The 20,427-nt window shown below is 68.1% G+C and carries 18 protein-coding genes and 1 pseudogene; 13 read left to right on the top strand and 6 right to left on the bottom strand.

Features of this window, described 5'->3' with window-relative positions; translation table 11 throughout:
- Positions 1 to 96 precede the first annotated feature (96 nt).
- Together AB0F15_RS38150 and AB0F15_RS38145 are read right to left on the bottom strand one after the other, a co-directional pair.
- Positions 97 to 780: an SDR family NAD(P)-dependent oxidoreductase gene (locus AB0F15_RS38150; RefSeq protein WP_360281489.1), complete on the bottom strand. Its 684-nt coding sequence runs from the start codon at positions 778 to 780 to the stop codon at positions 97 to 99.
- Between the two features lie 98 nt (positions 781 to 878).
- Positions 879 to 1,532: an NAD(P)H-binding protein gene (locus tag AB0F15_RS38145; RefSeq protein WP_360281487.1), complete on the bottom strand. Its 654-nt coding sequence runs from the start codon at positions 1,530 to 1,532 to the stop codon at positions 879 to 881.
- 125 nt (positions 1,533 to 1,657) lie between these two features.
- Here AB0F15_RS38145 and AB0F15_RS38140 point away from each other — a divergent pair, with 125 nt between their 5' ends.
- The 3 genes and pseudogenes from AB0F15_RS38140 to AB0F15_RS38130 all read left to right on the top strand — a co-directional run.
- Positions 1,658 to 2,350 carry a helix-turn-helix domain-containing protein gene (locus AB0F15_RS38140; protein ID WP_360281485.1) on the top strand — a complete coding sequence of 231 codons (693 nt, stop codon included), beginning with the start codon at positions 1,658 to 1,660 and terminating at the stop codon, positions 2,348 to 2,350.
- A 654-nt stretch (positions 2,351 to 3,004) separates the two neighbouring features.
- Entirely contained in the window at positions 3,005 to 3,625 is a 621-nt protein-coding gene (locus tag AB0F15_RS38135) for a methyltransferase domain-containing protein (protein ID WP_360281483.1), read from the top strand.
- A gap of 458 nt (positions 3,626 to 4,083) precedes the next feature.
- A pseudogene (locus tag AB0F15_RS38130) lies at positions 4,084 to 4,289 on the top strand (transposase); the annotation flags it as partial.
- A 440-nt stretch (positions 4,290 to 4,729) separates the two neighbouring features.
- On the opposite strand, the gene AB0F15_RS38125 reads toward AB0F15_RS38130, so the two are convergent.
- Positions 4,730 to 5,176: a VOC family protein gene (locus tag AB0F15_RS38125; RefSeq protein ID WP_360281481.1), complete on the bottom strand. Its 447-nt coding sequence runs from the start codon at positions 5,174 to 5,176 to the stop codon at positions 4,730 to 4,732.
- 92 nt (positions 5,177 to 5,268) lie between these two features.
- Here AB0F15_RS38125 and AB0F15_RS38120 point away from each other — a divergent pair, with 92 nt between their 5' ends.
- The gene (locus AB0F15_RS38120; protein ID WP_360281479.1) at positions 5,269 to 6,303 is read left to right on the top strand and encodes a YafY family protein; all 1,035 of its coding nucleotides are present in this window, start codon (positions 5,269 to 5,271) and stop codon (positions 6,301 to 6,303) included.
- Between the two features lie 22 nt (positions 6,304 to 6,325).
- Here the strand turns inward: AB0F15_RS38120 and AB0F15_RS38115 are convergent, their stop codons facing one another.
- Both AB0F15_RS38115 and AB0F15_RS38110 read right to left on the bottom strand, forming a co-directional pair.
- Positions 6,326 to 7,000, bottom strand: coding sequence for a response regulator transcription factor (locus AB0F15_RS38115; RefSeq protein WP_360281477.1), 675 nt, complete (start codon positions 6,998 to 7,000; stop codon positions 6,326 to 6,328).
- A complete protein-coding gene (locus AB0F15_RS38110; RefSeq protein WP_360281475.1) occupies positions 6,985 to 8,301 on the bottom strand; it encodes a sensor histidine kinase in 1,317 nt (438 codons plus the stop codon). Before AB0F15_RS38110 ends, AB0F15_RS38115 begins: the two co-directional genes overlap by 16 nt.
- Before the next feature lie 479 nt (positions 8,302 to 8,780).
- On the opposite strand from AB0F15_RS38110, the gene AB0F15_RS38105 reads away from it, so the two are divergent.
- From AB0F15_RS38105 to AB0F15_RS38090, 4 genes are all read left to right on the top strand, one after another.
- Positions 8,781 to 9,839, top strand: a complete 1,059-nt coding sequence (locus tag AB0F15_RS38105) for a serine hydrolase domain-containing protein (RefSeq protein WP_360281473.1) — start codon at positions 8,781 to 8,783, stop codon at positions 9,837 to 9,839.
- A gap of 357 nt (positions 9,840 to 10,196) precedes the next feature.
- On the top strand, positions 10,197 to 11,009 hold the full coding sequence (locus tag AB0F15_RS38100; protein WP_360281471.1) for an MMPL family transporter: 813 nt from the start codon (positions 10,197 to 10,199) through the stop codon (positions 11,007 to 11,009).
- Positions 11,010 to 12,299: 1,290 nt separating this feature from the next.
- Positions 12,300 to 12,908, top strand: coding sequence for a sigma-70 family RNA polymerase sigma factor (locus AB0F15_RS38095; RefSeq protein ID WP_360281469.1), 609 nt, complete (start codon positions 12,300 to 12,302; stop codon positions 12,906 to 12,908).
- Positions 12,901 to 14,082 carry a CU044_5270 family protein gene (locus AB0F15_RS38090; RefSeq protein ID WP_360281467.1) on the top strand — a complete coding sequence of 394 codons (1,182 nt, stop codon included), beginning with the start codon at positions 12,901 to 12,903 and terminating at the stop codon, positions 14,080 to 14,082. The genes AB0F15_RS38095 and AB0F15_RS38090 overlap by 8 nt, the downstream gene beginning before the upstream one ends.
- Before the next feature lie 228 nt (positions 14,083 to 14,310).
- Here AB0F15_RS38090 and AB0F15_RS38085 read toward each other — a convergent pair whose 3' ends face one another.
- Positions 14,311 to 14,802, bottom strand: a complete 492-nt coding sequence (locus tag AB0F15_RS38085) for a LuxR C-terminal-related transcriptional regulator (protein WP_360281465.1) — start codon at positions 14,800 to 14,802, stop codon at positions 14,311 to 14,313.
- Positions 14,803 to 15,450: 648 nt separating this feature from the next.
- Here AB0F15_RS38085 and AB0F15_RS38080 point away from each other — a divergent pair.
- From AB0F15_RS38080 to AB0F15_RS38060, 5 genes are all read left to right on the top strand, one after another.
- Positions 15,451 to 17,205, top strand: a complete 1,755-nt coding sequence (locus AB0F15_RS38080; protein WP_360281463.1) for an alpha/beta hydrolase — start codon at positions 15,451 to 15,453, stop codon at positions 17,203 to 17,205.
- A 307-nt stretch (positions 17,206 to 17,512) separates the two neighbouring features.
- Entirely contained in the window at positions 17,513 to 17,836 is a 324-nt protein-coding gene (locus AB0F15_RS38075; RefSeq protein ID WP_360281461.1) for a transposase, read from the top strand.
- Positions 17,837 to 17,919: 83 nt separating this feature from the next.
- Positions 17,920 to 18,291, top strand: a complete 372-nt coding sequence (locus AB0F15_RS38070; RefSeq protein ID WP_360281459.1) for an IS3 family transposase — start codon at positions 17,920 to 17,922, stop codon at positions 18,289 to 18,291.
- Positions 18,292 to 18,571: 280 nt separating this feature from the next.
- Entirely contained in the window at positions 18,572 to 19,786 is a 1,215-nt protein-coding gene (locus AB0F15_RS38065; protein WP_360281457.1) for an IS110 family transposase, read from the top strand.
- A gap of 28 nt (positions 19,787 to 19,814) precedes the next feature.
- Positions 19,815 to 20,270 carry an integrase core domain-containing protein gene (locus tag AB0F15_RS38060; protein ID WP_360281455.1) on the top strand — a complete coding sequence of 152 codons (456 nt, stop codon included), beginning with the start codon at positions 19,815 to 19,817 and terminating at the stop codon, positions 20,268 to 20,270.
- The last annotated feature ends 157 nt before the right edge of the window (positions 20,271 to 20,427 follow it).

Raw genomic sequence — 20,427 nt, 5'->3', positions numbered from 1 at the left:
CTCCGCCCAGTCCTCCACGTTCAGCACCCTCCTACCTCAGAGGGGGTCAACTTTCGGAAGACTCCTGGGGGTCAGTTTTCACGAAGCGACGACAGCTCAGGATGCGGGTTGGTCACTGGGGAAGAAGACCTTCTCGGCTTGGTCGTGTTGGGTGTGCAGCTCCCAGTACAGCGGCGCGATCTCTTCCGGTGCGGTGGCGCCCGGCTGGCGGCCGATCCACGCGCCGATCGCGATGTGGCCGACCTGTACTCCTCGGGGAGCGGCGGCGGCGTGCAGACCGTGGGCCCAGTTGCGCAGCCACGCCGCGGCCGGGGCGGCGTTGCCGAACATGTCATGGCCCATCTCGGGGCGTACCGATGAGGCGCCGGTGGTGAACAGGATCGTGCCCGAGCCTCGGGCGAGCATCTCCGGGAGCACCTGGTTGACCGCCGCCACGGCGCCGTGCACGTAGAAGTCGAGCTGGATCTGCACGTTGTCGTGGGTCAGCTCGAGGGAGGAAGCCATCGGCAGCGCCGGGTTGGACGGCGAGTACTCGAAGACGTCGATCTGCCCGAATCGCTGCTTGACCGCCGCGAGGCCGGCGACGATCGAGGGCCGGTCGAGCACGTCGGCGGCAAAAGCCGCCGCGTCGATGCCCTGGTCGGTCAGTTCGGCGACGACCGGCTCGAGCTTGGCCGGGGTACGCGACAGCAGCGCGACCTGGTGGCCTTCCTTGCCGAAGGTCTGGGCGATGGCGAGCCCCATTCCGGGACCGGCACCCATGATGGCGATGGTAGGCATGACTTCTCCTTCAATGAGAACAGGGTGGTGAACAGCGGGATTCGGTTGGAATCGAGTGCCGCTCGAGTTGGTGAGGCGGAAGAGGTGCAGGGCCGGTGTCAGTTGCTGATCCGCAGCTCCTGCTGCGCGTATCGCGGGTCATCGGCCTGAGCGAGCATGAACTGTGCGAGGTCGGCCCGGGAGATGCGCGAGCCGACTCGGTCCCCGGTTCCGTTTCCGGTGCGCACCTTGACCCTTCCCGATCCGGGCTCGTCGTGGGGCGCGGTGACGACCACGATGGTCCAGTCCCGATCCGAGCCGCGAATGGCCTCGCCCACCGCGGCCGTCTCGTTGACCATGGAGTGGGTGGCGGGCAGCCGCCCGAGCAGGGCGAAGCTCGCGCTGCGCATTGTGCGCAGCAGGGGGTGACGGGGGATCAGGATGCTCGGCCCCCAGCTGTAGACGAGCCGGCGGACGTCGTGGGTGCGCATCGCGGCCAGGATGGTGCCCGTTCCCGACGCGAGGGGCAGGTCCCGGGGCCCGCCGAAGATCTTGGGGCTCAGGGCGGCGAGGACGGCGTCGGCGCCGCGGACGGCGTCCTCAACGGCCACCTCGTCGGTCAGCTCGCCCTGCGCGACCCGCAGCCGTTCGTGGCGCAGGGTGAGCTTCGCCGGATTTCGCATCAACGCCACCACGTCGTGTCCCGCGGCAAGCGCCTGCTCGGCCAGGTGCGTGCCGGTGCGGCCGCCGGCGCCGAAGATGGTCAGTTTCATCAAGTCTCCCGAGCCTGATCCGAGCCGAATCGCGGCACAGCCGCACAACACGAGGGGTGCCTCACCTTTCGGGTCCAGCGTAACACAGAAGTCGAGGTACCCCTCACTTTGGTAGGCTGTGGAGCATGCCCCCTGAACGCGCACCAGCCGCGACCACGGCCTCCGCGCCCGCCCGGCCGCTGCGTCGGGACGCCCAGCGCAACCGCGACTCGCTGCTGGCCGCAGCCCGGGCCATGTTCGCCGAGCACGGGATGCAGGCGTCGCTGGAGCAGGTCGCCAAGCGCGCCGGGGTAGCCATCGGCACCCTCTACAAACACTTCCCCGCCCGGCTCGACCTGGTGCAGGAGGTCTTCGCCGGCAAGCTCGCGATCTGGGTCGCCACCGCCGAACAGGCCCTGAGCATGGACGACGCGTGGGAAGGGCTGTGCCTGTTCCTGGAAACCATGTGCGAACTGCAGGCCCGCGACCGGGGCTTCAACGACTTCGCCTCGATCCGGCTGCCGGAGACCGCCTGTCTGGCCGGCCAGCAGACCCGCATCCACGACCTCGGCGTACGCATCGTCGAACGGGCACGAGAGCAGGGCGGCCTACGACCCGACCTGGTACCCGAGGACCTCGCCTTCATCATCTGGTCCCACAGCCGGATCATCGAGGCGACCGACGGGATCGCCCCGCACGCCTGGCGCCGCCACCTGTACCTGATGCTCGACGGCTTCCGTGCCGAGCGCGCTCACCCGCTGCCCGAACCGCCCCTGACCCCCGAACAGCTCTACCGCGCCATGCTCCGCCTCGGCGGCGCCGACAACAGCACCGACTGAACACCGGACCGCCGAGCCGAGCCAGTCACCGTCATGCCGGACGAGTGCGTTCCCAATGCCGACCTGCTGGCCGTACCCATAGCACGATTGTGTGCAGCTTGCCCGGGTCGGGCAGCGCCTGCGCCCCGACGGGCAGGGTTGGCCGCCAGGCCCTGGCCAGCCGGTCGAACGCGGGGGACCGAAGACGCAGGGCGCACATTGCCGTTGGCCGCTACGTCGTACACCCGCTGCGGTCGATCCGCACCGGTGACGAACGGCCTGCCCGCGGACGAGCTGCTACTTTCACACTCCACTCGCGCCGAGCTCTTCCGCCGAGCCGGGCGTGACACCCGCGCCGGGCTGGCTTACCAGCGGGCGCTCGACCTCGCGCAACCGAGCCGGAGCAACGCTTCCTTGCCCGCCGCCTCGCCGAGACCCGGGCGCGGTTCCCGCGGAGAGCGAGACCGCCGGGGAACCTCGACAATCCGGCGACGCCACATCGGCCCTGACCTCGTCCCGGTGAACAGCGGCCGGGTTTCGTGGTAGCAGCGCTCGCGGTTTCTCTTTCACGGGCCGCTTTATCAGCGTCTTTTGGGCAAGGGAGCCGAGCAACCTCCCCGGCGGCCGGCCGTCCTGGTGATCGACGGCTGTCCGAAGCTGCCGAAGGGGGAAGGCATGAAGACTGATCGCAGTATGGGGTGGGCCGCGCTCGGGGTGGCCGGCGCGGCCGCGGCCGCGGTATGGGGCACCGACAGTGCGCCGTATCCGGTCGCGCAACGCTGGATCCTGAACCTGCCGCTGCCGCTGCTGACGCCGAGACGCCTGGAGCGGATTCTCGCGCCGCGTGAGGGCGAGCGGATGCTGGAAGTCGGTCCCGGCACGGGCCTGCAGTCCCTGCCCGTCGCACGCCGGCTGGGCGCCAGCGGCCGGCTGGACATCGTGGACATTCAGCAGCCGATGCTCGACCACGTCACCCGGCGAGCCGCCCGGCGCGGCATCCGGACGATCGAGCCGACGCTGGCGGACGCGCGCGCACTCCCGTTCCCCGACGCGACTTTCGATGCCGCCTACTTGGTGACCGTGCTCGGCGAGATCCCCGGCGACCCGAGGGACGCGCTGCGGGAACTACGCCGGGTGCTCAAGCCGGCCGGCCGGGTGATCGTCGGCGAATTCGCCGACCGCCACTACGTTCCGCTGCTGAAGCTCGCCTCCCGCGCGCACGACGCCGGCCTGCACCTCGTGCGGCACACCGGCGTTCCGTTCGCCTATTGCGCCGAGCTGCGGGTGTGCGGCTGACGCCGGATCACAGTGGCGTCGAGAGGCTGGCCGAACCGCAGGGAGCCACTCGGCTACCGGACAGCGTCAACACGCAGCACCAGGGAACGGACGTCGATCCGGCCGTCCCGCGCGGTCACGTACCGGTGCTCGTCATGGGTTGTGAAGCGCAGGTCCTCGAGTTGCTCGCTCACCCGAGGGCTACCCGTATGCGGCGTCGATCGGAGAGTTGGGCCAGCCTGCGTCTTTCACGCGATGTGATGTAGATCAGAGTCTGTAAATGGAGGAAGTGCCTGTCCCGTAAGGGAAACTTGGGTTTGCGAAGGTCCACGATTCACTCAGCAGGAAGGCACTCCCAGCGACGCTACCGCGTGGCGGGTGCTGGACCGGGTCGGCGCTGAGCAGTTGGGCCGTCTGCAGGCGGTCCGCGCGGCAGCGCGGGAACGGCCTGGGTTGCCGAAGCAGGACCCGATGTGACCAATGGGCTGGTGATCGACATCGACGCGACGATCACTATCGCGCACAGCGAGAAGGAAAACGCGGCGAAACGTGGAAGAAAACCTTCGGGTTCCACCCGCTGCCGGCCTATCTCGATCGCCCTGACGTGGCCGGTGGTGAAGCGCCGGCCGGGATCCTGCGACCGGGCAAAGCCGGGGCGAACACCGCCGCCGACCACATCGACATCCTGACCATGGCGCTGGCCTCGCTCCCCGTCCACGCCCGGCCCGACCCCGATGATCCGGACGCGCCGTCCCGCATGCAGCGGAGTAGCGGATCTCGTAGAAGACGCTGCCGACGGTGCCGGTGCGGATGGTGCCGGCACCGTTGGCGCAGCCGGACGCGAGAGGGTCCGTGCCGTGGTCGCCCGGCCCGGCGAACGCGGGAGCACTCAGCATCGTGACCATCCCGGCCACGGCGGCGAGCACCAGCCAGAGCCGCGTCAACAGTGGACGTTTCCGGCTTTCGTGGTGCGCCTCGGGTGTCCGGGGGACAGAAGTCGGGCTGCGCCGCCGTGGCAGACGCAGCCCGGACAAATTCGCTTCCCGTGATCGCCTCGACGAGTTGGTGATGGCGGTCGTTGCGTGTCGCCCAGCAAGACCGCGCAATGCTTGGTTGTCAGCTGGGTTACGGCAACATCTGCGGCTGGCGGTCACCTTGCAGTCGCCGCGCCTGCGGCGTCATCGGCGTATAGAGATTGATCAGGGCTCCGTCCGGGTCGCGAATCAGGGCCGACAAGTTGCCCCAGGGCATCATGGCCGGGGCTTGGACGACCTCCAGGTCGTCGCCGTACTCGGCTTGGAGCCGGGCGAAAAGGGCTTCGACGTCGCCGACCAGGAACTCGACGATGGCGCTGGCATTGGCCGCCGCCCGGGGCGTGTTCTCGGTGATGAACGCGACCCGGCCTGGAGCGCTGAGGGCGAAGGTGGCGGACGGCGTCACCAGCTCGACAAAGTCGTCGGTCAGGTACTGGGCGGTAACCCCCGTCACCACCTCATAGAACCTGAGGAGGCGTGGTAGATCCTCGGTGATGACGCGAACCGAGGCCAGCTGAACAGTGTTGCTGATGGTCATGGCGCTAAGCTAGAACCCATTCCGGGCAATATCCGCCCGGAATGTAAGGTAAGTTGGACGACGTGGCCCGACCGACCGCCCGGGTGCTAGCCGTGCTGGAGCTGCTGCAAGCCGGCGGCACGCACGGCGTCGCCGAGCTGGCCGAGCAGCTCGCTGTCGACGAGCGCACCGTCCGCCGCTACATCGAGCATCTACGCGATCTGGATATCCCGGTTGAGGGGACGCGCGGCCGGTACGGCGGCTACCGACTGGCTCGTCACTACCGCATGCCGCCGCTCATGCTGACCGATGAGGAAGCACTGGCCGTGGTGTGGGCGCTACTGCTCACCGAACGTGGGCAGTCGGGGCCGGGGCCGGCGTCTGCGCTGGCGGTCGACAGCGCGGCCGCCAAAGTGCGCCGAGTACTGCCCGCACCGCTTGGACATCGCATCGGCGCCGTCGTCGAAACCGTGGACTTCACCACCTCCGGGAAAGGTGACCACGATGATGAAACTGCCAGTGACAGCGTGGCCGCCGTGCTGCTGCCGCTTGCGGAGGCGGCACGGGAGCGGCGACCGGTGGCTTTCGGGTACAGGGCCCGGCACGGCCGGGCGGCACAGCGATTCGTGCAGCCCCATGGTGTCGTAGCCCACCACGGCCGGCTCTACCTGACCGGATTCGACGTGACGCGGCAGGCGATGCGGACGTTTCGTCTTGACCGGATTGCTGGCGTCCGTCTGCTTGAGGGCACGTTTGCCGTGCCGGCCGACGCCGACCCGGTGCAGCAGGTCATCGGCCCGCTGGCACCGTCTCCGCAACTGCACGACGTGTCCTTCCGCATCCGCGCGAACATCGCGCATGTGCGTTCTCTGATACCGGAAACGCTGGCGTCGGTGACTCCGGCGAACCCCAGTACTGACGAGACCGCTAGCTGGGTCCGGGTATTCCTGCGGGCCGAACGTCTCGAATGGGTCGCCGGCACCCTGGCAATGCTCGGCAGCCCCTTTGTCATCGAGCACCCGCAGGAGCTGCGTGAGGTGGTGTCCACCCTGGGGCAACGGCTGATCACCGCGGCTGGCGCGGCCGACGACGACGGGACTGCGCCGGTCGATACCGGAGTGGTCACGCCTGGAAGGAACCGGTCCTGACTGGCTGATCGCGGCCCGACGGCTATCCCGAGGCGGTCTTGTCGGTCTCAGTAGGCTTCTCCAGATAGGCGAGGACGGCGAGGACGCGGCGGTGGTGGCTCTGCGAGAGCCCGAGGTCGAGCTTGGTGAAGATCGTGCTGATGTGTTTGCTGACGGTCTTCTCGGTGACGAACATTCGGGCGGCGATCGCCGCGTTGGAGCGGCCCTCGGCCATCAAGGTCAGAACCTCGTGCTCACGCGGGCTCAGCGTCCGGAGTGTCGGATCGGTGGCGCGGTGGGTGAGCAGGGCGCTGACGACCTCGGGATCCATGACCGTGCTGCCCGAGGCGACCTGGCGGACGGCGGCGACGAACTGGCCGACGTCCATCACCCGGTCCTTGAGCAGGTAGCCCACCGCTCCCGCGCGGTCCGACATCAGTTCCCGGGCGTAGAGCTGCTCGACGTACTGCGAGAGCACCACGATGGGCAGGCCGGGGATCCGCTTGCGGACGGCGATCGCGGCGCGCAGGCCCTCGTCGGTAAAGGTCGGAGGCAGCCGCACGTCGACGATGGCGACGTCGGGCCGGTGCGTCATCAATGCCTGGGTGAGCGCCGGTCCATTGTCGACGGATGCGATGACCTCGAAGCCGGTGGTCTGGAGAATCCTGATCAGGCCTTCGCGCAGCAAGGCAAGATCTTCGGCTATGACGACGCGCACGGCAGGGACATCCTGATCTCGGTCGGGCCGCCCGGCGGGCTGTCGACGGCCAGTGTGCCGTCGAAGGCCGCCAGGCGGCGGGCGATGCCCCGCAGGCCGGTGCCGTGGTGGGGCGAGGCGCCGCCGCGGCCGTCATCGGCCACCCGCATCGTCAGCTCCCCGGCAGGGCCGAGCTCGACGGTGATCCGGATGTGCCGGGCGCCGGCGTGCTTGATGGCGTTCGATAAGGCTTCGGTGACGGCGAAGTAGGCCGCGGACTCGACCGGCGCCGGCAGCCGGCCCGGCAGCCGGGTCACGACTGTGGTCGGGATCGGGTTGGCCAGGGCCAAGGCCTGCAGGGCGCCGTCCAGGCCGCGGTCCGCCAGTACCGGCGGGTGGATGCCGCGGACCAGGTCGCGCAGCTCGCCCAGCGCGCCCGAGGCCGAGTCGCGGGCCTCGGCCAGCAGCTGCCGGACGGCTTCCTGGTCCTCGGGCAGCAGCTGTTCGGCCAGGCCCAGGCTCATGCCCAGCGACACCAGCCTGGCCTGGGCGCCGTCGTGCAGGTCGCGTTCGATCCGGCGCAGTTCCCCGGCCTGGGTGTCGACGGTCTCGGCGCGCGAGGTCGCCAGCTGCCGGACCCGGGCCCGCAGCCGGGCCTGCTCGGTCGGGCCGAGCAGCAGGCGGATCACGCGGGCGTTGAGGTTCGCCAGCCGCGTGACGGTGGCGTACCAGAGCAGGAAGCACACCGGGCCGAGCGGCACCAAGGCGAACGACTGGCCCGCACTGTGCAGTCGGAAGGCCTCGCCCAGCGGAGTGCGGAACACCTGGGGCGGGGTCAGCAGGTAGATCAGCGGGTAGAGCAGGTAGACGAACCCGCCGATGACCAGCAGAACGGACAGCCCGGACGTGAGCCACCCGGTGAGCGAGTTGATCACCAGCCAGGTCCAGTCGCGCCAGGTTGCCGGATCACGCAGGATCGTCCACAGCCGCACCGGCCAGCCGGCGTCCGGGGTCGGCAAGTAGGGCCGGGCCACCGATTCGCCGAACCGCCGCGCGGCCCACTGCCGGTGCAGGTCGGCGAGCCACCGGATCAGTGCGGTCGCGAGCAAGGTGAGCGGGATCCCTGCGCCGAGGGCGATGAGCGGCACCGAGGTGATCCAGAGCGTGGCCAGCGCGGCGCCTGCGATCGAGCCCGCCAGCAGGACCACGGACCACCCCGTCAGGCTCACCCGCAGGGCCAGCAGTGAGCGCAGGGTGGGACGGGGACGCTCCGGCGTGGGCGAGGCGCCCCCCGGCGAGAAAGTCTCGCGGGAATCGTTCATCACACTCCACCATCCTGTGCCGGCGCATCGATCGGTCCGGTGTCCCGCCCCGGTCTGAGGCACGCGAGCACATCGGACTCTGATCGTGACGGATCGACCGGTGCTCGCGCAGTAGGGCTGACTCCACCGTCGGTGGGACTCGGCACCAGTGTCCTTCGCCCCGTATCCGACGAAGCTGAACATCGTCGGCCGGACGACCGGTAGCCCACGATCAGGAGGTCCCGCACATGACCACGAACTCCATTGTTACGCGCCGCCGCAAAGCAGGTGCCGCGTTTCTTGCCACCGTGGCCCTCAGCGGTGCACTCACCGCCTGCGACGAGGCCGACGGCCCCCAGCCGGCCACCTCATCGTCCGCCCCGACCAGGACGGCCGGTGCCGCGGGGAGCCAGCAGGGCGGACTTGCCGACCTCGCTCAGCGGGTCGTGGACGCCGGAGCCCCCGGAGTGATCGTGCGGGCCGATAGCGGGAGCGGTCAAGTGACCGAGATCGCCAGGCAGGCACCGTGGTCGACAGGCGATCACACCTTGGCCGCGACCGATCGGTTCCGGATGGGCTCCAACACCAAGACGATGGTCGCGACCGTGCTCCTCCAGCTGATCGCCGAGCACCGTCTGGAGCTGACCGGTCCGGTCTCGAAATGGCTGCCCGGCCTCGTCCCCAACGGGGGCGCGATCACCGTGCGGATGCTGCTCAACCACACCAGCGGTTTGTTCAACTACCGCGACGATCCCGCTGTGCTCAAGGCGTTCACCGGCCATGACACCCGAGCCTGGACGCCGGCGGAGCTGCTTGCTGCCGCCGTCCGCCACGACCCGCTGTTCGCGCCCGGCACCAGCTACACCTACAGCAACACCAACTACGTCGCCCTCGGCCTCATCGCCGAAAAGGCGACCGGACAGACCATGGCCGACCTGGTTCAGGAGCGGATCGCGAAGCCGCTGCACCTGCAGAACACCTACCTGGTCGAGGGAAACGGCAGCGGCACGGACAAAAGTCCGACACTGGCCCACGGCTACGAGCCCGACCCCACGCACATCGCCGCGCTGCTTCCCCCGTGGGTGCCCGCGGGGACCACTTTCGCCGGCCCCGCCCGGCCCGCGAACTACGTCGACACCACCGCCGGCAACGCCAGCACGGAGTGGGCCGCCGGCGCGATGGTCTCCACCGCGCAGGACTGGGCCACCTTCGACAGCGCGCTGCTGTCGGGCAAGCTCCTGCCGCCGGAGTTGCTCAATGAAATGAAGACGACCGGCCCCGAAGAAGCAGAGGTCCCGAACCGCCGCTACGGTCTCGGCCTGGAACAGGTGACCACTCCGTGCGGCACCGTCTGGGGCCACAACGGTCAGGTTGCCGGCTACTCCAGTGAGGCCTACACCGACGACACCGGCACCCGCACCGCGTCGGTCCTCACCGCCACGATCTTCGGCCTGGCTTCGCCGAAGGCCGGCGGGGCCAACCAGGATCTGGTCAACGCCGCGGTGTGCACCATGCTCGGCAAGCCGATCCCCGCGTCGTCTCCGACTCCGGCCGGCTGACCCGGCCCGCTCGACCCTCGCGCATTTCACCCGCTCAAGACAAGAAGGTAGTTCAGTCATGTCCGCATTGGCCAGATGGTGCTTCCGGCATCGGTTCTGGGCCGTGTTGCTCGTCGCGCTCGCCGTGTCGGCGGCGACGTTCGGCACCCGTTACTCGGATGCGTTCAACCTGCCGGGTACCAGGTCCGCGAAAGCTCAGGATCTGCTCCAGGCGTCCGCACCTCAGCGGGCCGGCGACACCGATCAGATCGTCGTGCACGTCAGCGATGGTTCGATCCGCGACGAAGCCGTCCGGGCGAGGGTCGTCCCGATGCTGGAAAGGTCTCCGGGCTTCCCTCGGTCGTCTCCGTGGCCGGCATGTATGAACCCGAAGGGGCGTCGCAGATCGGTGATGACGGCAAGATCGCCTATGCGACGGTGACCTTCGATGCCGCGGCCGATCGGATACCGGTCGCCGACATCACGCGGGTCGTCGACACCGCTCACGCCGCTCGTGACGCCGGCGTGCACGTGGAGCTCGGCGGCCAGGCGATCAGCGACGCCGCCGAGGGCTCCACGCAGAGCACCGAGCTGATCGGGGTGGTGGCCGCCGGCATCATCCTGTTCGCCGCCTTCGGCTCACTGCTGGGCATGCTCCTGCCGCTGCTGGTCGCGATCGCCGCGTTGGGCGCCGGGCTGATCACGGTAGGACTGACCTCGCACCTGATGACCGTGGGCAGCATCGGGCCGACGGTAGCGGCGCTGATCGGGCTCGGGGTCGGGATCGACTACGCCTTGTTCATCGTCACCCGCCACCGAGGGGGCATGAGTGCGGGGCTGTCGCCCGAGGAAGCGGCGGTACGGGCACTCGATACCTTTGGGCGGGCGGTGGTGTTCGCCGGTCTCACCGTGGTGACCGCCCTACTCGGCTTGCTCGTTCTGGGGATCGGTCCACTGACCGCCATGGGAGTCTCCGGCGCCATTGCCGTGCTGTTCACGGTGGCCGCGTCCGTGACCTTGCTGCCGTCTTTGCTGGGTGTGTTCGGAGCCCGGCTGCTGACCCGGCGTCAACGGCGGGAGCTGGCTGCCCGGGAAGAAGGGACGGGTCACCCGCCGCGCAGCCGTGCCCGCGCAAGTGGGTTGATCGGGTCGAGCGTTGCAAGACGGTCTTCGTCCTGGGCTCGGTTCTGATCGTCGCCCTCCTGTCGCTGCCGGCGTTGTCTCTACGTCTGGGCACCTCGGACGCCGGGAACGACCCGGAGGGCACCACGGACCAGAGCTGCCTACGATCTGTTGGCCCAAGGGTTCGGCCCAGGTTCCAACGGCCCGCTGGTCTTGGTCGTGCAGCAGGGCTCGCCCGCCGACGGACCAGCTCTCGACACGCTGATCTCCGCGATCCGGGCCACCCCCGGAGTCGTTTCCGTGGCCGTCGAGGGGGGCGCCACTGTGTCCGGGCTCTCCACGATCGACGTGGTCTCGGCCGGCGCGCACCAGGACGAGGCGACCGCGAGACTGGTCGGGCATCTGCGTGACGACGTCATCCCCGCGGGGGAGCGGTCTTACCGTCCACATCGGAGGGGCGACGGCAGCGTCGACCGACCTCGCCGGAGTGGTGATGGGCAAGCTGCCACTGCTCCTCGCACTGATCATCGGGCTGGGTTACCTGCTGCTGCTCGCCTTCCGCAGTCCAGCTGTGGCCCGTCTACTCCAGCTCCACCGGCACCTCCAGAAGATCGAGTCCGAAGCCTTCGAGCAGGGCAGGAGATCTTCGCGGAAGCCGATTCGGAGCCGGCGGAGAACTACGCGGAACGACTCGCGGCGTACCTCAGTACCGTCAGCGAGATCAGCCTCCAGAGCGCGAGTGAACTCGGTCCTCGCGTCGACGTAGTGCCCCGAGGAGGGCGGCAGCGGCAGGCCCGCCGCCGTCGTCCCGCCCGACGCCCGCGGCCCCGGCGTGACACCGCGCGACGAGCTCGGCCCGGTGCTGGCAGTGGCGGGGTGATCGGCGCGGGCTGCCTCGCGCTGACGGTGCTGCTGACCAGGCTGTACCCGTCCGGACGCAGGCGAGGCTGGCGCCCCGCCCGCGTACTGGAAGCCACCAAGCCGGAGAACGGTCTCGGGGAACATCGGCACAGTGGTTGATGAACAGGCCGAGGCGTCCTGGACGTTCGCCGAGGAGCCGACGAGGCCCGAGCTGGAGCAGTTCTCCTCGCACGTGGGCGGATCGACGTACTCTGCTTGGGTGATCGAGATCGGTTCGCGAGGGCGCACCCTTCCGGCACCTCCGTCCGCCGTCTGGCCAGCACCAGAACCGTGTCCGATCGGGTTCGCCACCTCCATCTTCCCGGCAGCCCGAGTCGGCGACCGGATGGCTCCTCGATCGAACGCCGACCACCAGAAGGCGGATACGTGGGTGACCCACTTCGGAGACCCGTTCGCGTGCAACGCTACCGCAGCGCAAACCCAATACTTGTTGTGACTATGACGCGGCAAGCAACTCCGGCAAGCGGTGGTGATCGGCCTGACCTGCGTCGCGGTGATCTCGAGGAGACTTTCCGGCGTCTGTTCGACGAGCATGCCGCGGTCCTGCACCGCTATCTGGTCGGGCGGATCGGTGTCGACATTGCCGGTGACCTGCTCAGCGAGACGTTCCTGATCGCGTTGCAGCAGCGCGACCGCTACGACGCCGAGCGAGGAAGCGCCCGGTCCTGGCTGTTCGGTATCGCGACGAACCTACTGCGTACGGAGGTCCGCAACGAGGTCGCTGCCCAACGCAAGCAGTTGCACCTGGCCGCGCACGAGCACAGCAGGCGGGTTGTGCACGGGCATGCCGATCGGGTGGCCGAACGGATCGACGCGCAGACCCGGGTGCAGCACCTGGCCAGGGCGTTGGCGGAACTCTCGCCGAACGATCTGGACGTGCTGCTGCTCACCAGTTGGGCGGAACTGACGCCGACCGAGATCGGCGAGACGCTCGGTGTTCCCGCCGGCACTGTGCGCTCCCGCTTGCACCGGACCCGGCGCTTGCTGAGGGCTTCCGCGGCATCCAGCTCCGCGCGCGATGAGGACGGAGTACAGACCGATGACTGAGGACAACGTCCACCGCTTGTGGACCGACGAAGAGCTGGACGAAGGACTGACCTTGATGCGCCCCGACGAACTCGCCAACCGGCAGCCCCTGGGCGAGGCACGAAACACGCTGTTGAACGCAGTGCGCTCACTCGAAGGAAGGGACACCCTGGTGGCTGACACCAACCCAGTGACCGAGCCGACACGGAAGCCAGGGCTCCCCGTCGGACGGCGCTGGTGGCTCAGTGCGGCCGCCGCGGTAGTGGTCGTTGCCGTCGGCGCCACCGTGGCGGTCACCGGCGGAGACCACGGTGCCCCCTCGGCTCAGCCGACGTCGTCGGTGCCGGCCGTGAAATTCGCGTCGGTGCAGCAGGCCCTGGGCAAAGCGGCCGACATGATCCATGTCACGGGCGAGGCACCCATTCCCGCAGGGAAATTCCGGTACACCGAGACCCGTGGCTGGTACCTGGTTGCCAGGCCCGAGAAAGGGCACCAGTTCGCTTTCCTCGCCGAAGAGCTGAGGCAGACCTGGCAGCCGAGCGACTTCGACAGTGAATGGCTGCTCAAGATCGGGCAGACGGGGAACAAGCAGTGGCTGGTGGGCAACGAGCAAACCGCCACCACCACCGAGGGCCAGAACGTAAACGAAATCCGTCAGTCCGGTGAGTGGCGCGCGCGGGGTGGCCAGTTCCCCGAGAAAGCGTTGATCTTCGCCGGCCGGGGCGCCGGCGAATGGAGCGCACCCACCAAACAGCAGTTGGCCGACTTGCCCCGCGATCCGCAACAGCTCTACGACCTCATGCTCAAGGATCCCTTTCTGGCGAACAAGCCCCGCGGCGGAGGTGTGCTGGCGGTCGCGGCCACTCTGCTGAAGACCGGTGTCGTACCCGCCGATCTCAAGGAAGCGGTGTACCGCGCGGTGGCCAAGATTCCCGGGCTGAAGATCACTGCGCAGGTGGCGAACCTCGACGGCCGCAAGGGCGTCGCCCTGGGTGTCACACCCCCGGACGGTACCTATCTTTACGACATCATCGTCGATTGCGACACCGGCGAGTTCATCGGGGAACGGACGACCCAGTTCGCACCAGGAGGCGACGCGGGGATCGAAGGCATCAAAGCCGACACCGTGACCTCCTACAGTTCGGTCCGCACCGCCATCACCGACCAGGCGGGGACCGTTCCGGCGGGAAACTGACCGGCCCACAAGGCCGACCAGAGTGGACCCGGCACTCGCTCCTGGGCGGGCGCCGGGCCCACCAAAGCCGCGCCGACCAGCCAAAGAGGCCGACTTAACCAGCGGGTTTGGTTCGAGTTCCCCGATGGCGCACACCCACCACCCCAGTGGCGTGGCGATCAGCCGCCCGCGCTCTGATTTCGCTGGTCGGCAGAACTGGGGGAACTGTGAAACGACAGCGTGTCTGCTTCAGATCAGGCCGTTGCGGAGCCCGTGTGCCACGGCGTGGGTGCGTTCCGAATAGGCCAGTTTTGCTGCGATCTCGGCGGTGTCCAGGCCTTCCGCGAGCAGGCGCAGCACGTCGGTTTCCCGGTGGGTGAGGCCGCTCAGTGTGAGGTCGCGCGGCGCGAGTACCTGCCGGTGCAAGCGGCGGATTCCGTGCAGCAGGTGGCCGAGTTGCTCGGCTGGCAGGTCACCGTGCCCGCGGTTGGCGTCGGCGATGGCCTGCAGCAGCCGGGCGGTGGTGGCTTCCGAGAGTGGTACGAGCACGGTCAGGCCGTGTTCGACCGCGGCCAGCAGTTCTGCCTGCCGCGGCTGGTCCGCGACCAGCACGAGCCGGGTGGTGGAGGTCAGCATGTCCCGCAGGCCGAGTTCGGCGGCTACCACCACGACGTCTGCCTCGGCTTGCTCGTCGACCAGTTCGATGCCGACACTTTTCCGGAATTCGGCGAGCAGGCTCACCCGGACGAGCGGATCGGCTGCGCGGACTGCCACGCGGATGTGTGGCCGGCGTGGCCAGCCGGGCAGCGAGCGGCTGGCAGGCCGGGCCGTGGATGACGACATATGTCCAGAAGACCTTATGGGCGAAGGAAAGTGCAAGGTTTCGTGGGGGGCAGCTTCTGTGCCGGCAAGTTCTGCCGGTCCGGTGGAGATTGTGGACGAAATGGGTGAGCGGCAGTCACCGTTCGGGAAACTCCTGTTGAGCTGTCGGCGTGCGGCGGCTCTGAGCCGGGCGCAACTGGCCGAGGCGTCGGGGGGCAGCGTGCGCGCGCTGCGGGAGCTGGAACGTGGTCGCGCGCAGGCGGCTCAGCAGCGTTCCGCGGAGGTGCTGGCGGACGCGCTGGGGTTTGCCGGATGGAAGCGTGAGTTGTTCCTGGCCGTGGCCAAGGAGGGCCGCCGTCGTGGTGGGCGCGGGCCGGAGGCGACCGCGCTGTGCGCTCTGCCGCCGGCGGTGCGCGACCTTGGGGCATCCCGGTGTCGGCAAGACCACGCTGGCGGTCGGGGCCGTGGAGGCCGGAAAGCACGAGGACGAGGCGACGGAGAAGATCCGCCGCTGGTTGACGACGATCCTCATGGAGGGTTCGGCCACAGTCTGTCCAGATTGCACATATGGCGGAAGCCGCTGAGACCTTCCACGAGGCGCGCATGCTGTTCGTCCGCGACGGACTGTTGCACCATGTGGGATCAGCGGCGTTGCACGAGGGCGTCGCCCGGCGCCACCTCGGGGAGTACGGGCGTGCGCGGAATGCCCTCGATCACCGACGAGGCGCGCGCAAGGCTTTGCAGGTAGCGCTTCCAGTAACGGCAGAAGGGATTAACATGGGGCGACTGAACGGAATGACGGTGACGGTGGGAGCAGTGATAGCCCTCGTCGGCGTGGCCAATCCAGCTGTAGCGGTGACACCTGGGGCCACGCCTACGGGGGTGGCCCGTCCGGCTTCGTCCATTCACTGGCAGGCATGCGACGCGCACCCGGCGCTGGACTGCGCGACCGTGCCGATGCCGATCGACTGGAGCGTACCCGCCGGGCAGACGACACCGATCTCCGTCGTTCGGGGGAAAGCCGCCAAACCCCAGCAGCGCAAGGGCGTGCTCATCGTCAACCCCGGTGGGCCGGGTGGTTCCGGGGTCGACTTCGCGACCGACATCATCGAAAACCACGTCATGTCGCAGTCCCTCGCGGACAACTTCGACGTCGTCGGGTTCGATCCGCGTGGCGTGGCACGCAGTGCCCAGCTCACCTGCGACGATGCCGTGCTGAACGACTGGGTCAATTTCTATCCGGAAACCGAGCCGGACTACCGCGGCATGCTCGATCACAACGACCGTTTGGGCCGCAGTTGTGTGCAGTACAGCGGACCCTTGGCCGATCACGCTGACACGACCAGTGTTGTACGGGACGTGGACGCGCTGCGGCAGGCACTGGGCGAGGACAAGATCAGCTACTACGGCAAGTCCTACGGCACCCAGATCGGCCAGCAGTACGCCGAACTGTTCGGTGAGCACCTGCGCGCGTTGGCCTTGGATTCCAATCTGGACCACAGCGTGGACACCATGGGTTTCCTCGTCCCCCAGAACCAGGCGTTCGAGGACTCCTTCACCGACTTCGCGGCCTGGTGCCGGCGCACCCCTGCCTGCTCGCTGCACAACCGCGACGTGCTGGCCCTCTGGGACGATCTCTACGCCAAGGCGACTGCGGGGAAGCTGACCCGTCCCGGGAGCAGCTACGCCCTGTCGGTCGCTCAGCTCCGTGAGGAGGTCCTGTACCCCTTCATGTACGACCCGGCTGGGTGGCCCGAGCTGGCGGACTGGCTCAAGTCGCTCGCCGACGGCACTCCCGGGTCGCTTCGCGCCCGGTCGCAGGATCCGGGAGCCCGCAGTGAACTGCCGATCTGGTGCGGTGACTGGAAATGGAACGAGGTCGACAGCTTTGCCGCCCTGTCGGCGTACCGGAAACGGTCAGAGGTCGTCGCCCCGCACACCCGTCTCAGCCCGTTCTACACCCAGCTCACCGGATGTCTGGGCTGGAGCGGTCAGGTGAACGACCCCCAACACCGGCTCCATGTCACTCAGGCACCTCCGATCCTGATGACCAACAGCATCCATGACGTGGCCACCCCGTACCGGTGGGCGCGGTCCGTCGCCGCTCAACTGCCGACGGCCACCCTTCTTGCCTACGGCGGCACCGGACACGGCACTTACCGGCTCAGTTCCTGCGTGCGTGCGGCAGTCGACACCTACCTGCTCACCCTCCACACGCCGGCCCCCGGCGCCCACTGTCCCGCCGAATGGCCGACCACAGGTGACGCTGGGACGGCTCGCCCGGCCACGCTGCCGGATTCACCGCCGGTAAGACAACGATAGAGCTGCCAGGCAAGGGGGGCCGCGTCATCCGGGCGCCGATCGCCACGGCCACTGCGATACCGCTGACCGCCGCAACAATCGATAGTCTTCTGCGCATGTTCCCATGATGTTGGATCGGTTCTTCGGGGGTTCCGGTGACTGGGGCGGAGCGGCGACGGGAGTGCTCATGGCCGCTGATAGTGCCTGTCTGCCAATGGGACCACCAACCACACGGAAGGCGGAAAAGGGCGTGGCCGAATCTGAGGTTCACCCCGGGTAGTGGACACCGAGTTAGCAGGACCAGCCGTCCTGCTGAAAGGATGTCCTCATGCCTGCTCGCAAGCGCCGGTCCTATACGGCCGAGTACAAAGTCGAGGCTGCCCACCAGGTGATCGATTCCGGTCGCACGATCTCCGAGGTCGCCCGGGAGCTGGGCATCGACGCGGGCATGCTCAGCGTCTGGGTCAAAGACGAACGGCGCCGGATCAGCGCCGCCGGGATGCACGGCGACGAGCCGCTGGAGGCGGCCGAGCGGGCCGAGCTGCAACGGTTGCGCGGGCAGGTCGGCGAGTTGGAGAAGGACAACGCCTTTCTGGTAAAAGCTTCGGCGTACTTTGCCGCGATGCAGAAGAATCGACCCGGTTCGCTCTGATGGCCAAGTACGCCGGCCCCGACGGCTTCGCCGAAACCGGCGACGCCACCTCACCGCGAGGCGCACGGTTCTCGGTGCGGCGTATGGCGCGGCTGCTGGGCGTGTCGACGTCCGGCTACTACGCTCACGCCAAACGCGCCGTGGCAACGGTGTTGACGCCGCGGCAGCAGCGCCGCGCCGACCTGGAGGTGAAGATCACCCAGGCGCATCAGGGCTCGCACGGCACCTACGGGTCGCCGAGGATCACCGCTGAGCTGCGTGATCAGGGCGAGGTGGTCACGGCGAAGACCGTCGCCAAGATCATGGCCTCGATCGGGATCGAGGGCATCAGCCCACGCACGTTCAAGACGAGGACGACGGTGGTCGATCCGGCCGCGTCGTTCCCGCCGGACCTGGTCGACCGTCACTTCGACCGGGGGCGGCCCGACGTGGTCTGGCTGACCGACATCACGTAATGGGAGGGTCGGGTTCCGGCTCGACACGGTGCGGGTGGTTGGCAGGGGTCCCTGAGATATCACTGATCCAGTGCAGAGTGTTGCTGAGCTGGCTGCAGGTGAGCACTGCTGTTGATTCACGTGACACGTCAGAGATCTGAAGGTAGACGGTGACCCTGCCAGCCACCCCGGGGCCGGATGATCGGCTTGTGAGATGCCGCGCCATCGAGCGCTGTCCATTAGGTCGCCGCATCAGCCTCGAGCTCACCGCAACCGGTAGCGAGCAGAAGGCGAGGCACGTGTGGCCATTACCTGTGGAATCGATTGGGCCGAAGCGCACCATGACGTGGCGTTGGTCGACGAAAACGGAAACGTTGTTGCCCGGCAACGTATCGGCGTCGGCGCGGAAGGGTTCTCGACGCTCATGGGCATGCTCGCCGAACACGGTGAGCCGGCCCAGATTCCTGTTTCACTTGAGACTGAAAAGAACCTGCTCGTGGTCGCCTTGTCGGGCGCCGGGTTCCCGGTCTATCCGATCAACCCGCGCGCGGTCGCCCGCTACCGCGAGCGGCACGGTCAGGCCAGCGGAAAGTCCGATCCCGGCGACGCGACCGTGTTGGCGAACATTCTGCGCACCGACCGGCCGATGCACCGGCAGCTGCCGGAGATCAGCGAGCACGCGTTGGCGATCAAGGCGTTGGCACGCCAGCATCAAGAGGCGATCTGGGCGTTGAACCAGACTGTGAGCCGGCTGCGTTCGGTGCTGCTGGAGTTCTACCCGAACGCCGTCACGACGTTCACGAATCTCAAACATCATGCTACGACGGCGATCCTGGCCGCCGCGCCCACTCCGGAAGCTGCCGCACGGTTGAACCGGCGGCGCGTTGTCGCGCTCCTGCATCGGTGCGGCAGGCGCAACGATGCCGGCCTCGTCGAGAAGATCCTCGACGGACTCAAGGGCCCCGCGCTGCGGCAACCCGCGCAGGTCGAAGCCGCGCTCGGCGTGACTGTCGCGCAGCTGGTGGCCATCATCACCTCCATGCGCACCGCGGTCGACGTGCTCGAAACCGAGCTGGCTCGACAATTCGCCACACACCCCATGGCACCGACCCTCCAGTCCGCGCCCGGCCTGGGACCTGTGCTCGCCGCCAGGGTCCTGGCCGAAGTCGGTGACGATTCCCAACGTTTCACCACCGCCGCAGGGCTGCGAGCCTTCGCCGGCACCGCGCCCGTCACCCGCGCGTCCGGACGTTCACACTACGTCAAAGCCCGCAAGATTCGTAACAAACGCCTCGGCGACGCGTGCCACTGGTGGGCGTTCTCCACTCTCACCAAATCCGCCGGAGCGCGCGCCCATTACGACCGGCGTCGAGCCGCCGGCGACCACCACAACGCCGCGCTACGTAATCTCGCCAACAAACTCCTCGGCCGCCTATGGTGGTGCATGATCAACAACCAGCCCTGGGACGACAGCGCCGCCTGGCCAACATCAGCAACAGCAACGGCCGCGACTTGACATCCGACCGGCGTGGGATGTCTACCTGATGTGTGGTGAGGGTGACATGTTCCTGTGCGTCATCCGGGACGGTCACACTCGGAAAGTGTTGGGTCACAGCATTTCTGACCGCGTCAGCGCTGAGATGGTGACTGACGCCATTGGCGACGCGGTGGCCGCCCGTGGCGGGCGGTGTCGTGGCACGGTTCTGTATTCCGACCGTGGCGGGGAGTTCACGGCGCACCTGACGGCGCGAGCGTGCTTCGGTCACGGGTTGCGCCGGTCGATGGGCGAGACCGGGATCTGCTGGGACAACAGTCCGGCGGAGTCGTTCTGGTCGACGTTCAAGCACGAGGAGTATTACCGGCATGTGTACGCCACGAAGACGGAACTCGTTGCGGCGATTGACAAGTGGGTCACGTTCTACAACAGTGTGCGGCGGCACTCCGCGATCGGGATGCTCAGTCCCGACGCCTACGAGCGGTCGCTGGCAGCGGTTGCCTGAACTGTGTAAGCCCCTGTCCACCGTTCGGGGTGAACCTCAGAGTGGGGGCTGGAGCAGGAAGCACTGATCCGGCGGAACCTCTGGCTGGACCCGCGCGATGGCGAGACCCGCTTCGACGACTTCGCCGAGGAGTGGCTCGCCGCGGTGGGCTCCGAGG

This window comes from Amycolatopsis sp. NPDC026612 (assembly GCF_040638285.1).
Taxonomy (GTDB): Bacteria; Actinomycetota; Actinomycetes; order Mycobacteriales; family Pseudonocardiaceae; genus Amycolatopsis.
Note: the sequence above shows the minus strand (reverse complement) of the source record. Positions and strands in the feature narration are given on the sequence as shown.